At 63.7% G+C, this 601-nt stretch carries 1 protein-coding gene; it reads left to right on the forward strand.

The genetic code is table 11. The features are described 5' to 3' along the window. A partial coding sequence (gene tnpC, locus ACLFKU_RS43910; RefSeq protein WP_410853411.1) for an IS66 family transposase occupies nt 1-601 on the forward strand: 601 nt, incomplete at both ends.

The raw sequence follows: 601 nt of genomic DNA on the forward strand, positions 1-601 counted from the left end.
ACGCATCCGAACAGCTCGCGCGCGTAGCCGCCGCATTCAAGGTGATCCGCACGATCCGGCGCAAATTGCTTTGCCCCGGCTGTGGCCATATCGAACAACTGCCGATGCCGGGCCTGCCGATCGAGCGCAGCATCGCGCATCCAAGCCTGCTGGCCGATATCGCGGTATCGAAGTTCGCGGATCACCAACCCCTGTATCGCCAGTCGGAGATCGCGGCCCGCGACGGCGTGACGCTTGATCGCGCCAGCATGGGCCGCTGGCTCGGCCAGATCGTTGAACTCTGCATGGTGCTGGTCGAGGCGATCCAGCGCTACGTGCTGGCTGCCGGCAAGCTCCATGGCGACGATACAACGGTTCCCGTCCTCGCACCGGGCAACCAGAAGACGACAACCGGCCGATTCTGGGTCTATGTGCGCGACGATCGACGCTCGGGCTCGGCGGAACCTGCGGCAGTCTGGTTCACGTACTCGTCGGACCGCAAGGGTGTTCATCCGCAAACGCATCTCGCCAACTTCAAGGGAATCCTGCAGGCCGATGCCTACGCCGGCTTCGATCAGCTGTACGCAAGCGGCGACGTCTTCGAAGCGGCATGCTGGGATCA

It is taken from the genome of Paraburkholderia sp. EG304 (assembly GCF_046543485.1).
GTDB classification, from domain to species: domain Bacteria; phylum Pseudomonadota; class Gammaproteobacteria; order Burkholderiales; family Burkholderiaceae; genus Paraburkholderia; species Paraburkholderia youngii.